We start from the raw sequence: 13,523 nt of genomic DNA on the forward strand, positions 1-13,523 counted from the left end.
TATAGTTAAAGAGCCTCAATCACTTCATGGTTATTTTCAAGAATGGTAATAAGGCATTGAATGACCCGATCAATATCGATGGTACTAAGATTTGAGCCAGAGGGTAAACATAATCCCTGATTAAAGAGATAATCAGAAACACTCAATGACTCCGTGTGAGGATAATATTTGGTACCAGCAAATAAAGGCTGTCTATGCATGGGCTTCCATGTGCGCCTTGCTTCAATTCGATATTGGCTCAAGTTTTTAATAACAGTGACTGGGTCTACAGAGCTTTGTTGAGCATCGATTAGCATCGTAGAAAGCCAATGGGTACTTCTTCCCTCTTTAATTTCTGGCATCATGCTCACAATTTTATGCTGTTGCAGTCCTTCCTTGTAATGATTATAAATTGCTATCCGTGAGGCAATTCTTTTTTCCAACACACGCAATTGCCCTCGACCTATTCCTGCCAGCACATTGCTCATGCGATAGTTATAACCAACCACACTGTGTTCATAGTGATAAGCTGGATCACGAGCTTGAGTCGACAAAAACCTTGCACGTTCAATTAGTGTTTCATCATTGGAAACCAGCATGCCTCCACCAGAGGTCGTAATAATTTTATTACCATTGAAGGAAAAAACACCCAGTTTACCAAAAGTACCACTGAATTTTTTGTTATAAGTTGCTCCTAATGATTCAGCTGCATCCTCAATAATTGGAACTTGATACTCGTCACACAATTTGCAAAGTTCTTTATAGTTGGCACTCTGCCCATATAAATTCACAATAATTACTGCTTTGGGAAGTTGCTTTGCTGCTGCGGCTTCTTTTAAGGCGCGTTGCAGAGCTTGCGGCGACATGTTCCAAGTTTCCGGTTCAGAATCAATAAAAACTGGAGTTGCACCTTGATAAAGCACTGGGTTTACTGTAGCTACAAAAGTAAAACTGGAGACAAATACCGTGTCACCAGCCTTGACATCAAGCAAGACTAGCGCTAGATGAATTGCAGCTGTACCAGAACTTAAAGCCACAGCAGCCTTAATATTTACATATTCAGCAACTTCTTGTTCAAACGCATCTACATTGGGTCCTAAAGGTGCTACCCAATTTGTGGTAAAGGCTTCTTGTACGTATTGTTGTTCATGTTCTCCAATATGAGGCGTGGATAAAAGAATGTTGGAAGATAATTCGCGGCGATGAATAAGACGAGTTGGTTTACCAGCTTTATCAACTAGAGGAATATGATTTAACTCGTACTCCTCCATTAAATGAAATGCCTCTTGAATACTACTTGACTGCGGAAGCGATTTTGATGATAACGAGGGCAATTCCGATAACGTTGTCTCCAGGGTACAGCCTTTTAGCAATAATCGCCGAAGATCACCATCGGTAACTGTTCTAATCAAACAGTTATTATCATCCACTAAAAGTACAACACCTTGTGCGGTTTCATCTAATTTCTCAAGAGTTTGTTTTAGCGTATAATTCTTTTTAACAAATAGTGTTTCTATATTAAACATAATAACCCTTCATCCTGCAGGAACGCCTTTAACCACACTGTTTTCTTCCACATTTCGGGTCACAACTGCACCCGCACCAACAGTAGCCCCATTTCCTATTTTAATTCCCGGGAGAATTACAGCTCCCGCACCAATCAATACTCCTGCTCCTATTAACACATTGCCTCCTAGCGTGCTATTGGGCGCAATATGAGAATATGAACCAATTTTTACATCATGATCCACAATAGCACCGTGATTGACAATACTACCTTCACCAATATTACTTCCTGGAGCTAAAATTGCTTTTGCTGCGATAAAAGATCCACCAGCTATTTCGGCAGTTCTAGAAATAATGGCTGCTGGATGAATTATCGTCAATAGTGCAGCATCTTTTGATAAGTCGCGGTAAATTTTTTCACGAATCACATTGTTTCCAATCGCCACATGAACATTAGCAGTGATCTTTGATAAAGGACCTGTAGCATTAATTTTATAACCAGCCATGATTCTATCTGCTAATACAGGATTATCATCGCATAGGGTGATCGTGTACTGCTCTGAACTTAGTTCAAGTGCATCAAGTACTACTTTGCTATGGCCACCAGCACCTATTATTGTTAATCGTTTAGTACGCATTGCATTTATTCAAAATATCTGGGTTTAAAGAAATAGTTCTTAATAATTCACAACATCGCTCAGCTGTTCGACCATCACCATAAAAATTATTGAACGTATTTTTTTTTGCCGGTAAAACCTGATGAAGTCCTGATAGAATAGAAGGAATATCAGTTCCTACATCAATTACATTATCACCCCTTTCTCTGAATTGCTGACGACTACCTACGTTAATCACTATAAGATTATAAGAGGCAGCCTCAATGATTCCACTACTGGAATTTCCAAGCATTACATCCGCATTAGCCAAGCAATCTAAATAGCTTTGTCGAAGCATGTGCTTAATCACACGAACATCCTCATGATTCTTATATTTTTCCAGAATTTCACGAATAAAATGTCCACCAGCATCAGAATTAGGTTCAAGTATTAGGATTTGTAGTTTCATTTGTAGCGCCGCAAGAATAATATTTTCAAATTGAAATCGAATTTCATTATATTCTTGAACTACAGGATGAAATATCAATAAAGCAAATGGTCTGCTGGGATCAAGACCATATTGCTTACAACACTGCTCTCGATTGCAAGGATTATAAGTAACAATTTCATCCAATCCAGGAGCACCAACCAAAAAAATAGAGTTTTCTCTCTCGCCCATTTTCACCAGACGTTCATAAGCAGCTTTGGTAGCAACAAAATGATAATGAGCTAATTTTGAAATAGCATGTCGAATCATTTCATCAACTGTACCAGAACGCTCTCCACCATGAAGATGTACAACAGGAATATTTAAATGAACGGCAGCCAAGGCACCGGCTAACATCTCCCCTCTGTCCCCTAATAATAGGACAATATCCGGTTTCTGTTGCTCAAATAATTCAGTCATCGCAATAATTTCAAAACCAATAGATTTCGCCATAGTAGCGTGAACTGCTGTATTTACATCAACAGGAATCTGAGCACATATTTTAAAACCATCAGCAATAATTTCATTGACAGTACTGCCATACAAGGCAGAAAGATGCATACCTGTTACACAAATTGACAAATCGATATCAGGTGCTGCATTCAAACATTTTAATACGCTGCGCATTAATCCATAATCCGCACGGGTGCCCGATATATAACAAATTTTCCTTATCACAGCTCGATATGTTCCCATTGTAAGGTACTGCCAGCATTTAAATTAACTGTCAATCTTTTGCCGATTACCTCATGAAGTTTTGCAGGTTTAATACCTGTCCCTGGTCGGAGCAACACAAGATCATCTCTCGTCAACAATGCTCCCCGAGGCAACTCATGTTTTAAAGTGACGCTTCGTCGAACCAGATCACGAATAGGGAGTTCACTCTGCGTAGGCTGTTTGTCTCCATTACCCAATACAATTTCAGCATCTCGAATCATCTTAACCATCTCTGAAAATTCCTTTGGCATCATCGATGCGGTATGATCCGGCCCAGGTAAAGAATTATCCAGGGTAAAATGTTTTTCAATTACTTTTGCTCCGATAGCAACTGCCAAAGTAGGAACTAACACACCCAGAGTATGATCGGAATAACCTATAGGCAAATCAAATTCCCTGGCAAGCGTCTGCATAGCCATTAGATTCACATCACTATAAGCAGCTGGATAATTAGAAGTACAATGAAGCAAAACCAAATTGTCTTTTAAATCATTTTTATAAAATGGCTCAATGGTATCTATTGCTTCTTTGACCTCCAGCAAGTCACTCATGCCAGTAGACATAATAAGAGGTAAACCTGTTTTTGCAAGGTACTTTAGAAAAGGTAGATTGGTAATTTCGCCCGATGGAATTTTCAGACGACGTACACCTAACGAAATTAAAAAATCCACAGATTCTTCATCGAAACCTGTAGACATGAATTCAATACCCAGTGAATTTGCCAGTTGGGCGAGCGAGTGATGATCATCTTCAGAAATTTCTAGCGCCTTAAGCATCTCATATTGACTAGAGTGCGCTGCATTTTTCTTCTGGTATTGTGCCTGTTCTGCTGTTTTATTAACTAAATGATCTGCTTTAAATGTTTGGAATTTCACAGCATTCGCACCAGTTTCCTTTGCTGCGTGAATTAACTCCTTTGCTAAATGGACATCACCATTATGGTTGACCCCAGCTTCAGCAATTACAAAACAACTCATGTTATTACCTCTTCTTCCTTAGATTCCATTAATTTTTCAGCTAATATCCAATCCAGTGATGTATCTATATCAATCGCTTCATGAGGATTTTCAATGAGCAGGGCTTTAGTAGGCTGGCTATAGAAACTATTATGTTTGAGTATCTGCTTCACTGTCGCCAAATAAATTGAGCCATTGAGCTGATAAAATTTGGCAGAAGCTAAATCATTTTCATACTCAGACATAATTCGACTTGAAATTAAATTGCCCTCTTCATCAACTGTTCTAAACCAGGCAGGCTTTATCGTAGGTGTACTGACAGAAACCACGCTCTCACCAGTTTGTTTATGAAGCTTAACTGCCTCCTTTATAAATGAACTAGATCGAAAGGGAGATGTAGGTTGTAACAAAAGGACGCTATCGAAATCTTTTTTTCCTGACTGGCAACGCTTAATTGTATCAATCACTGTATGAATAACATCAGATAAATCATGTGCTAAATTTGCTGATCGTAACCAGGGAACTGATGCACCATAGTGTAAAGCAACTTCAGCGATATCATGACAATCCGTAGAAACAAGAATTTCACTACAAACATTTGCTTTCTGTGCTGCAATAATACTGTATGCAATCAATGGCATTCCTGCCAGAGATTTTATATTCTTGCCGGGCAATCTCTTAGAGCCAGAACGAGCTGGAATGATTGCTAAAATTTTCATGGATTCATCCTAGAGTTTCATAAATTGCTGGATTATCCTTAACCCAATTTCACCACTTTTTTCAGGATGAAATTGACAGCCATAAATATTCTCATGTTGAATCACTGCACTAATAGGTTGTCCATTATAAAAAGTATCAGCGACTCGGGCAGTTGGAGAGTCTGGAACAACCATATAAGAGTGAACAAAATAAACAGACGAAGCTTGAGGCAAATCGCATAAAATCGTATGAGACCAAGAAGGACCATGTTCAGTTGGGTGTAATTCGTTCCAACCAATATGCGGAATCTTATGAGGCGTGCCATCCAGTCCCTGCTGTGGTATAGAAACTACATTCCCTTTTATTAAATCTAAACCAGCATGAGTACCAAATTCACTACTGGTTGTCATAAGCATTTGCATCCCTAAACAAATCCCTAAAAGAGGTTTCCCTTGATGAGTAAAACTTTCAATCGCTTCAATAAAGCCACGCTCACGTAACCCCTGCACCCCGTCAGCAAAAGCCCCTACTCCGGGTAAAATTAATCTTTTGGCAGATAAGATATCTTCAGTGGTCTGGGCGAATTGAACGTGTATATTAAAATGATCAAATGCTCTAGCAACACTAAGTAAGTTGCCAACACCATAATCTATAATGGAAACTGAGCTCATAACCTTCTCACATGAATATTATTGTCCAATGCCATCTTTCTTACTTCTGCAAGAGTGTTCCTTTTGTAATGAAGCAAATCAGCCATAGCAATAGCATCTGCGTGCCCCAAGTGAACTGCAGAAAGCAAATCCTCTGGTTTCCCCATACCACCACTTGCTATGACAGGAATCGTTACAGCATCAGAAACTGCACGGATTAATTCAATATCAAACCCTTTACGAGTTCCTTCCTGATCTATAGAGGTTAACAATATTTCACCTGCCCCAAATTCTTGTCCATTTCTTGCCCAATCAACAACATCCATTCCTGTATGCTCTCGACCATTGTCTGTCATTACTTCCCAGCGACCATTAGACAAACGCTTCGCTTCAATAGATAGGACCATACATTGTGAACCAAATCGACGTGAAATTTCCGTAATCAGCAGCGGATTTTTAGTAGCAGCTGTATTTACTGCCACTTTGTCCGCGCCACATCGCAGTAGCTGTTTTACATCATCCACACTGCGAATACCACCACCCACAGTAATAGGGATAAAAACATTTTCAGCTGTTTTTTTGACTATGTCAGACAAGTTATTACGACCGTATAAACTTGCGACTGTATCCATATAAATAAGTTCATCGGCGCCACCAGTATAATATGACATGGCAAACTCATTTGGATTTCCTAAAACCCTTAATCCTTCCAGGTGAACTCCTTTGATTAAGTTAGGCCCTTTGATATCCAAACGCGCTATCAAGCGGACATTACTCATCAAATCTTCTCCAAATAATCAGCTTCTGTTGTAGTGAGATTTGTTACTTGATGACGCAGTTCCCAACGACCATTTTCATATTTCCATAGATGTGGAGAGCGGAATGTATCTGCAAGTGCCATAAAATAAGCTCTATCCATAATGGGTTGTTCGAACATTTTAGCTGCAACAGGATATTCTTTGGGAGGGATACTTAAATAGTTAAAAATTTCCTCAGCAAACCTTTCCGGAAACTCCGTGTCAAATCGTTTAACGAGAGCGACACCTTCCTCGCGAGTGATATCACCAGAACGAATTTCCTGGGAAGCATCGTAGGTCGCCCGGCCAATACCGAATTTTGTTAAGGTAGTAAAATAATGAAAATCGTCAATTTTGTCATCAATACTGTTATATTTACTATAAGTGCCGGGTGTTCTCTCTGGGGATGCTTCAAACCCCCCATGTTCAACTGCATAATAATAACAGCTTTGGGGATGCCATTTTAAATAATATCCAAGATAATGCACTTCTACTTCCTTTTCTTCTAATTGTGCAGGATCAGCTGGAATATACGCATCCAAATCTGTACCAGTCAACCCAAAACTATTTTTTAAATCTTCGACAGAAGTTCCACCTAAAAATATTTTACTTTTATCTTCTGCAGTAAAATAACGCCAGTCTCTTTTAGCTGATTCGTTATCGACAATAGGATTGCCGTACTCAGCTTCGTTTTCACCATAAATAACCAGTTTAATATTATGAAGCAGAGCCATTTTTGGAGCATAGGCTTTTTGGCCAATCATAAAAGGTTGGAATGGATGAAACAAATTTTCTACGGCTAACCGTGTTAGTAGCCGATGCACACGACCATTCGGGGTAAATAAGTGATTATCAAAACCAGCATGAATCCAGGACTGAAAATTACGCCACCCCCATGAGGTATACATGTGAGGAGCCCAAGTAACCGTTAAAGGATTCATTCCATACTTATATTTTAAAATATGGGCTGCATAAAAACTATCCTTGCCTCCGGATCCAGGAACCACACAATCATAAGAACCATTCTTGCTTCTATAGCGATCACATAATTCTTTTAATTGTTGCTCTCTTTCCGTCCAGTTAATTATTTTTCTCTTGCGCTCTGCGGCTTTGCAAGCATCACAAATACCTTGCTCATTAAAGTGAATCGTTGTTTTTGCTGATCCCTTTTTGTGCTCATATTCAACAGCAGAGTTAGGTCTTTGATTTGATATAACGCAGCTTTTACAAAACTCTACCTTCCTGGGCAAACCATATTTAGTATCCAATTCGTCAGGGCTTTGCATAAAATTATTAAGCTCGATTGGCCGGGGATATAAAATTCTGTCCATTGCTGTCACCCTTAATTTAAAACTTACGATGTAAGATGCGTACTGTATCATAACCTCCCTACCTCATAAAATAAATTTTAAAACAATAAGAAATTAAACGGCTAATATTTACTCTATCTTTTCATGGAGTTATTATTGAGCTGGCAATCAACCCACCACTATACGCAGTAGATAGTGTCTGTAGTGTCCTATTCATCAACGTGAAAAAAGAGTAGTCGCATAATACCAATAATTAGATATACTATTTGAATGTTAATTAATTGGAAATTTAGGTGTCGCTAAAGGCCATGTATGATCAAATTGCGGCCAATTATGCTACCGCGGATCGATTTGGCTCAATAAGCCAAAGTCATCGTGCCGCGATAGCGCAAATTAAACGGGAGCATTTAGGGTTAAGATCTCATTATAAAGTACTGGATTTCGGTGTCGGTAATGGAGTTTTCCTGAAAAAGCTCAAAGAAATTATGCCCGAGGCAGATTTTACGGGTATTGATATTTCACCTGAAATGTTATCTCTTGCGCGCCGCGCTTTACCTTTAACAACAATTGAGGCTAGTGCCACTGAAGCGAGCAATTATCTTCCCCATCACAGCCAAGATTTGGTATTAGCTCATTTTATTAATGCCTATATTCCTATCCACACATTATTTAATGAAGCCGATTTGCTAACACGAGCAAATGGTTATTTCTCTCTCATTACCACAACCTACGAATCATTTCCTGTGGCTCAACATTACCTAGCTAATTTTATTGCCCGAGGAACGTTGTTGAGCACTGTGATTGGACATTACTATAAGACGTTAATAAAAAACACCACAGTCGTGTCTGGTCTTGATGAACTTATGCATATTTTTACCCAGCATCAATTTAAAATGGTGCGCCACGAGCGATTATATATACCCATTATGTTGGATAATATTGAAGAATTAATAAAATTTGGTATCGAAGGAACATGGTTTTTAAATAACCTTGCTATCAGAATGCTGCCTAAAAATTTTTTACTAAAGCGCTTGAAGCGTCTTTTCGGTCAGATGTTTACCTTTCCATATCACGATACTCACATAATCGATATAATTTTAGCTAAAAAATAAAAGACCGTTCGCTCATTTAAAAGAATTAAACGTCTGAAGCACTCATACTCTGACAGTTAGTTCATTTTCTTCAAGATAAGCGCTACGATTTTTTGATTCTAATGCAATCTCTTTTCAAGTAGCGTAGTCTTCATTGCTGCCTATATGTAAAAATCTATTTTGCCATGTAATTGCATACGCTTACAGGGTTTAAATATATAGTTTGAATTAAATAAAGCACTAAGAATAACGGAAAGGAGGGTACCCATGAGTTATAAAATTCAACAAAGAGCCCGGAAAATAATTTTCTTTTTTCTTCTCACTTTTGGATATCTTCCATTAGCCACTGCACAAACTGATTGTACTCCTATATTGCAACTGCCAACCGCTATCAATAAGCCGGAAAATTATACTGCTTAATGAACAATCATTAATTCAGCTAGTAATCATGCAATAACAATTACCACGTCAGGGGTCACGTTAGATTTACACAAATTTACTATTAGCTCCAGTTCACCAGACAATAATATTGATTTTGGTATTTATGCTTTAAATCAGAGACATTACTATTAAAAATGGAAATATCCGCGGATTTTTGTATGGTATCTACCTTACCGACTCTAAAGACTCATCCGCAGATTCTAATACGGTTTCAGGTGGACATCTGATTGAAAAAATGACTATTAGAAACTGTCTTTTCCGTGGAATTAGAATCGAGGGAGCTCATAATATTGTCAAAAATTGCTTTATAAATAACACGGGAGGAACACAATTATTTGCAAATTCTTTTGCTATAGGAATTGAAGCGATTGGTCCTGGTGTTATCATTGAAAATAATACAGTTACAGAAACCTATGCTTGTGGTAAAGGAGAAAGTGTTGGTATTTCTTTAGTAATAATTGCAGTGTGCAGAAGCAAGCTTTAATAGCATTTATAATACAAAAAAATTCTCCACTCGCTGCACTTTTCAAGGACGTAGTTTTGGCATTTGGATTGGCGGCAATCCTAATTTAAGAACAAATGCTTATATTCGTAATAACAGTATTAAAGGTATGAATTACGGGTTTACATTTTCAACTCCAACTACAGGGTGGTATGGTAATAATTAAATAATGCATACATCTTGCAAATATGCTGTTAATAGTCCTACTGTTTCTACCTTTAACAAAAAAGGCAAAGTAGCTTGTCAGACAGCTTTAACTTCTGAGGAATTCGATATGGTAAACGACAGGATAATTGCACAGGAGACTATCGACTGGTAATCGTGAGGTCATTGTCAGTAGAATAATTCGTTTGAATATTAAAAGAAAAAATTTTTCATTTTCAATAATGAAATTTGTCCCGAGCGACCAACTCCTTTTGTACTCGGGACTGGAGGACTGCAATGAAATCCGGATTTATACAGCCTCTTCGCTATCAGTTGCTTCTTTTTCTTGTTGTATACGTAAATAGATTTCTTCACGGTGCACAGAAACATCTTTTGGTGCATTAATACCTAATCGCACCTGATTTCCTTTTACACCCAATACGGTAATGTTTACATCATCACCGATGATTAAGGTTTCACCAATACGCCGAGTCAAAATTAGCATGACTAAATTCTCCCTTAGATGGCAGCCACCACCTATTCCATGAACTTCCATGGTGATCTCGGTGACTACAACTTGATTTAATTATGAACAATTTTAGGCTGTTCGATCGTAAGTTTACACAATGATTCTTAACAAAATCTTAAGAAAGTCCGCTTTTAAATCTTAAAAAGAAATAAAATTAATTTTTTTGCATTTCTCAGTGTTCTTCAGAGGATAATAAATTATATATTTTGATAAAAAATGACTTACCATATTGATTAACTTATAATCCTTTAAGAACATTTATATAAGTCTGAAAAAACAGCCGAGCATTATACTAAAAAAACAAGAAAAATGAGATTATTTTTTAAATTTTTTCCTTTAGATAATGAACAAGAGGAAAATGGTCAATTTTTAATCCATCCCTATATCTAAATATCAATTGCATCATCTTCCTATTTATTTGCAACGCCATTAGTGGTATTTTTATGAGAAAAACTTAAATAATCTCGCATGAAGCAACTAACAGAACTCAATTCGTGGGTTGACTTAGAAAATCACCTTCAGTCTTTACGCTTGAAAACTATTGGCGATTTAAAACAATCCGCAGCAAGGAGTAATGCTCTTTTAGCATCAACATCTCATATTCAGCTTGATTTTAGTAATCAACGCTTAAACTCCACCACATTTGAGTTATTGATTCAGTTGGCTGAAGAATGCGATTTAAAAAATAAAATTGCAGCACTAATGCAAGGAGAGTTGGTCAATAATAGCGAGAAAAGACCAGCACTCCATACCGCCTTGCGGATCTTAGATAGTACCCCTATTTATGTCAATAATCAGAATATAATTCCTGATATTTTTGCAACACGTGAAAAAATTAAAATCATTTCAGATGCTTTGAGAAATGGAGAATGGGTTGGTTTTTCAGGAAAACCAATCACTGATATCGTAAACATTGGCATGGGAGGTTCGGATTTAGGTCCTCGTTTTACCATTCGTGCCTTAGCTAATCTTACTAACAAGCGCTTACGCTATCACTTTGTATCAGATGTTGACCCTCATGCTTTAGATAATGTCGTTCAACACCTAAAACCAGAAACCACCTTATTTATTGTCTCATCCAAATCATTTACTACTAAAGAAACATTGCATAATGCTAAAAAAGCATTGGCTTGGCTCAATAATCCAACTCAAGTTGATAAGCATTTTATTGCAATTACTGCTAATGTAGCAAAGGCAAAAAACAGTGGATTTAATAATGTATTACCAATATGGGAATGGGTGGGTGGCCGCTACTCGCTTTGCTCAGCAATCAGTTTAATTACTGCTATTGCGATTGGTTATGAACAATTTTCACAGATGTTAGCCGGTGCTCACAGCATGGACCAGCATTTTCAAGAGACTGCTTTTTCCAGCAATTTACCGGTTCTTTTAGGATTAACAGGTATTTGGAATAATAATTTTTTGCATATTCATAATTTATTAATCCTTGTGTACACTCAACAGCTTGACTATTTTGTTCCTTATATTCAACAGCTGGATATGGAAAGTAATGGGAAATCTATCGACAAACTTGGACGAGCAGTTAACTATGCAACAGGTCCTATTGTTTGGGGTGGTTTAGGCAATCAGGCACAGCACAGCTATTACCAGTTGCTTTGCCAAGGCACTCATCAAGTTGCCTTAGATTTTATTACTATTAAATCCTTTAATAATGAATTAATTAATGCGATGTCTGAAGCCAAAAGACATATATTAGCGCATGGAGTTCATGAACCTGAAAATCCCAGTGGGTATATTCCTGGCAATAAACCTCTAACTCACATTCAATTAGTCGATTGCTCTCCTTTTACCCTTGGACAACTCGTTGCACTTTATGAGCATAAAATTTACACTCAAAGTGTCATTTGGAACATTAATGCCTTTGACCAGCCTGGTGTTGAAAGTGCAAAAAAACAGGGATTTCCTTCTGTCGTAGTATGATTAATGCCATTCAATATCTTAGAGCCTTGGCAGCCTGGATGGTTGTTTTACATCATTTCGTGCAACTTTATTGTACACCTGAAGTATCAGGCCGAATAGCTTCATTCTTTCTACATTATGGTGCCTACGGAGTAGACCTTTTTTTTATAATTAGCGGCTTTGTTATTTATCATTCTACTTCTGGAAAGACAGTTCATTTTAAACAATTTATGGTGCAACGAATGGCTCGTCTCGCCCCTGCTTACTGGTTCTATACCCTTCTCATTACTGCTCTAGTGGTTAATTATGAGAACTTGATTCCACTAACGGCTTTTGAACCCGTGTTTCTTTTAAAAAGTCTTCTATTTTTACCCGCGAAAAATCCTTCCGGTATAGGATTTTTTCCGTTGCTAACTGTAGGATGGACATTAAATTACGAAATGGTTTTTTATTTAATTTTTGCATTTACCCTATTGTTTCCTTTTAAATTTCGTTTAGTTGCCACAACTGTTGGTCTTTTGTTATTAATCTTTGTGACACACAAAGCGGGTCATGATTTTTTATTTTATTCCAATAAAATTATTCTTGAGTTCTCCCTTGGCATGGAGATTTATTGCTTATGGAAACGAGGTTGGGTACAAAAAATTCATTACTCCATGTCGATCATTTTAATGATATTTGCCACCCTTCTATTTATTATTGAACAACCCATTGGGCATCACTGTCTACGAAGTGGCGTACCTTGTGCGTTTATTTTTATTGCAGTTCTTTCGCTAAATCAGCGACTTAATAGTACATGGATAATAACTATCGGCAATTGGTCTTACTCTACTTATTTATGTCATTTATTGGCATTAGCCCTTTTGCGGCCGATTTCATTGTCTTTACATCTACCTCATTTTTTTACCCTCTGTCTTGGATTTCCTCTTATCTTGGCTGTTTCTTATCTTAGTTATTCTTTTATTGAAAAACCCATGCAAAATTACATTAAAACATTTCAAAAGCAGAAAGAGACAATTTTAAAATCAAAGGGCTTAGCGTCACTCTGAACTGACAAGCTTCACTGGAATTTATCACTTGGAGATCAACTATGTCTAAAAAATATTTTTTTAACAAAGTTGATTTTCTAAAGTCCTCATGAACTTCTTCGCTACTTCAGGATGACTATATTTCTGTAGCCTGAGTACAGTCCTCGCTGG

The 13,523-nt window shown here is 37.5% G+C and carries 14 protein-coding genes; 5 read left to right on the forward strand and 9 right to left on the reverse strand.

Annotated elements, in window-relative coordinates; genetic code table 11:
* Positions 1 to 5: 5 nt before the first annotated feature.
* The 8 genes from clem_RS09280 to clem_RS09315 are packed head-to-tail and all read right to left on the reverse strand — an operon-like array spanning position 6 to position 7,673.
* Positions 6 to 1,505, reverse strand: coding sequence for an aminotransferase class I/II-fold pyridoxal phosphate-dependent enzyme (locus clem_RS09280; RefSeq protein ID WP_094091297.1), 1,500 nt, complete (start codon positions 1,503 to 1,505; stop codon positions 6 to 8).
* Between the two features lie 9 nt (positions 1,506 to 1,514).
* Entirely contained in the window at positions 1,515 to 2,123 is a 609-nt protein-coding gene (locus clem_RS09285) for an acetyltransferase (RefSeq protein ID WP_094091298.1), read from the reverse strand.
* Entirely contained in the window at positions 2,113 to 3,195 is a 1,083-nt protein-coding gene (neuC, locus tag clem_RS09290; RefSeq protein ID WP_232505445.1) for a UDP-N-acetylglucosamine 2-epimerase, read from the reverse strand. Before neuC ends, clem_RS09285 begins: the two co-directional genes overlap by 11 nt.
* Before the next feature lie 47 nt (positions 3,196 to 3,242).
* Positions 3,243 to 4,262, reverse strand: coding sequence for an N-acetylneuraminate synthase (gene neuB / locus clem_RS09295; RefSeq protein ID WP_094091299.1), 1,020 nt, complete (start codon positions 4,260 to 4,262; stop codon positions 3,243 to 3,245).
* Complete coding sequence (locus clem_RS09300; protein ID WP_094091300.1) at positions 4,259 to 4,960, reverse strand: acylneuraminate cytidylyltransferase family protein; 702 nt, start codon at positions 4,958 to 4,960, stop codon at positions 4,259 to 4,261. Before clem_RS09300 ends, neuB begins: the two co-directional genes overlap by 4 nt.
* A gap of 9 nt (positions 4,961 to 4,969) precedes the next feature.
* Positions 4,970 to 5,611: an imidazole glycerol phosphate synthase subunit HisH gene (gene hisH, locus clem_RS09305; RefSeq protein ID WP_094091301.1), complete on the reverse strand. Its 642-nt coding sequence runs from the start codon at positions 5,609 to 5,611 to the stop codon at positions 4,970 to 4,972.
* A complete protein-coding gene (gene hisF, locus clem_RS09310; RefSeq protein ID WP_198333100.1) occupies positions 5,608 to 6,369 on the reverse strand; it encodes an imidazole glycerol phosphate synthase subunit HisF in 762 nt (253 codons plus the stop codon). Before hisF ends, hisH begins: the two co-directional genes overlap by 4 nt.
* Entirely contained in the window at positions 6,369 to 7,673 is a 1,305-nt protein-coding gene (locus tag clem_RS09315) for an N-acetyl sugar amidotransferase (RefSeq protein WP_408606894.1), read from the reverse strand. Before clem_RS09315 ends, hisF begins: the two co-directional genes overlap by 1 nt.
* Before the next feature lie 317 nt (positions 7,674 to 7,990).
* Here clem_RS09315 and clem_RS09320 point away from each other — a divergent pair, with 317 nt between their 5' ends.
* The 3 genes from clem_RS09320 (at position 7,991) to clem_RS09325 (ending at position 9,713) form a co-directional block, all read left to right on the forward strand.
* Positions 7,991 to 8,809, forward strand: coding sequence for a class I SAM-dependent methyltransferase (locus clem_RS09320; RefSeq protein ID WP_094091303.1), 819 nt, complete (start codon positions 7,991 to 7,993; stop codon positions 8,807 to 8,809).
* Between the two features lie 246 nt (positions 8,810 to 9,055).
* Positions 9,056 to 9,208, forward strand: coding sequence for a hypothetical protein (locus clem_RS14850; protein WP_157698221.1), 153 nt, complete (start codon positions 9,056 to 9,058; stop codon positions 9,206 to 9,208).
* Positions 9,209 to 9,383: 175 nt separating this feature from the next.
* Positions 9,384 to 9,713: a right-handed parallel beta-helix repeat-containing protein gene (locus clem_RS09325; RefSeq protein WP_094091304.1), complete on the forward strand. Its 330-nt coding sequence runs from the start codon at positions 9,384 to 9,386 to the stop codon at positions 9,711 to 9,713.
* 472 nt (positions 9,714 to 10,185) lie between these two features.
* Here the strand turns inward: clem_RS09325 and csrA are convergent, their stop codons facing one another.
* Positions 10,186 to 10,380, reverse strand: a complete 195-nt coding sequence (gene csrA / locus clem_RS09335; protein ID WP_058449027.1) for a carbon storage regulator CsrA — start codon at positions 10,378 to 10,380, stop codon at positions 10,186 to 10,188.
* Positions 10,381 to 10,872: 492 nt separating this feature from the next.
* Here csrA and pgi point away from each other — a divergent pair, with 492 nt between their 5' ends.
* The gene (gene pgi, locus clem_RS09340; protein WP_094091306.1) at positions 10,873 to 12,345 is read left to right on the forward strand and encodes a glucose-6-phosphate isomerase; all 1,473 of its coding nucleotides are present in this window, start codon (positions 10,873 to 10,875) and stop codon (positions 12,343 to 12,345) included.
* Positions 12,342 to 13,373, forward strand: coding sequence for an acyltransferase family protein (locus clem_RS09345; RefSeq protein ID WP_094091307.1), 1,032 nt, complete (start codon positions 12,342 to 12,344; stop codon positions 13,371 to 13,373). Before pgi ends, clem_RS09345 begins: the two co-directional genes overlap by 4 nt.
* Positions 13,374 to 13,523 lie beyond the last annotated feature (150 nt).

It is taken from the genome of Legionella clemsonensis, assembly GCF_002240035.1.
Lineage (GTDB): Bacteria > Pseudomonadota > Gammaproteobacteria > Legionellales > Legionellaceae > Tatlockia > Tatlockia clemsonensis.

What these genes read in the sequence shown, in the direction of transcription:
- clem_RS09280 (WP_094091297.1), bottom strand. Translation starts at nt 1,505, where the DNA reads ATGTTTAATATAGAAACACTATTTGTTAAAAAGAATTATACGCTAAAA.
- clem_RS09285 (WP_094091298.1), bottom strand. Translation starts at nt 2,123, where the DNA reads ATGCGTACTAAACGATTAACAATAATAGGTGCTGGTGGCCATAGCAAA.
- neuC (WP_232505445.1), bottom strand. Translation starts at nt 3,195, where the DNA reads ATGCGCAGCGTATTAAAATGTTTGAATGCAGCACCTGATATCGATTTG.
- neuB (WP_094091299.1), bottom strand. Translation starts at nt 4,262, where the DNA reads ATGAGTTGTTTTGTAATTGCTGAAGCTGGGGTCAACCATAATGGTGAT.
- clem_RS09300 (WP_094091300.1), bottom strand. Translation starts at nt 4,960, where the DNA reads ATGAAAATTTTAGCAATCATTCCAGCTCGTTCTGGCTCTAAGAGATTG.
- hisH (WP_094091301.1), bottom strand. Translation starts at nt 5,611, where the DNA reads ATGAGCTCAGTTTCCATTATAGATTATGGTGTTGGCAACTTACTTAGT.
- hisF (WP_198333100.1), bottom strand. Translation starts at nt 6,369, where the DNA reads ATGAGTAATGTCCGCTTGATAGCGCGTTTGGATATCAAAGGGCCTAAC.
- clem_RS09315 (WP_408606894.1), bottom strand. Translation starts at nt 7,673, where the DNA reads ATGCAAAGCCCTGACGAATTGGATACTAAATATGGTTTGCCCAGGAAG.
- clem_RS14850 (WP_157698221.1), top strand. Translation starts at nt 9,056, where the DNA reads ATGAGTTATAAAATTCAACAAAGAGCCCGGAAAATAATTTTCTTTTTT.
- csrA (WP_058449027.1), bottom strand. Translation starts at nt 10,380, where the DNA reads ATGCTAATTTTGACTCGGCGTATTGGTGAAACCTTAATCATCGGTGAT.
- pgi (WP_094091306.1), top strand. Translation starts at nt 10,873, where the DNA reads ATGAAGCAACTAACAGAACTCAATTCGTGGGTTGACTTAGAAAATCAC.
- clem_RS09345 (WP_094091307.1), top strand. Translation starts at nt 12,342, where the DNA reads ATGATTAATGCCATTCAATATCTTAGAGCCTTGGCAGCCTGGATGGTT.